Below are 383 nucleotides of genomic sequence, written 5' to 3'. Positions count from 1 at the left end.
ATCCGCACACCACGCCGCGCGGCCGCCGCCAGCACCTGATCGATGTCCCGCGGCGGATCCACCGCCACAGCAGCCCGCTCACCGCCGGCCAGGTAGTGCCGGTTGCCCAGACCCTCGAGCTCGATGGTGTCGACGAAGAACACGCGGTCGCTCCCTTTCACGGATATATACCCCCTGGGGTATCTGCCATCTCCACGGTAACAGAGATACCCAGGGGGGTATTGCGTCCCTCTGTGCGAATACCTCGCCGGATTGGTGATCAAACGGTGAAACGACGGAGACGGTTGTGGGGCCGGTCGGTTTTAACCGGGCGCCCCCCCCCCCGCGGCCGGGGGCCCCCCCGGCGGGGGAGACGTTGTCGGTTTGGTATTTAGTGAAAGACG

General features: G+C 65.8%; 1 pseudogene. It reads right to left on the bottom strand.

The window, feature by feature from the left end:
- Positions 1-143, bottom strand: a pseudogene (locus ACFRAV_RS26445) (MBL fold metallo-hydrolase); the annotation flags it as partial.
- Between the last annotated feature and the right edge of the window lie 240 nt (positions 144-383).

Source organism: Streptomyces sp. NPDC056600, assembly GCF_042792855.1.
Taxonomy (GTDB): domain Bacteria; phylum Actinomycetota; class Actinomycetes; order Streptomycetales; family Streptomycetaceae; genus Streptomyces.
This window is presented reverse-complemented; position numbering and strand designations above follow the sequence as displayed.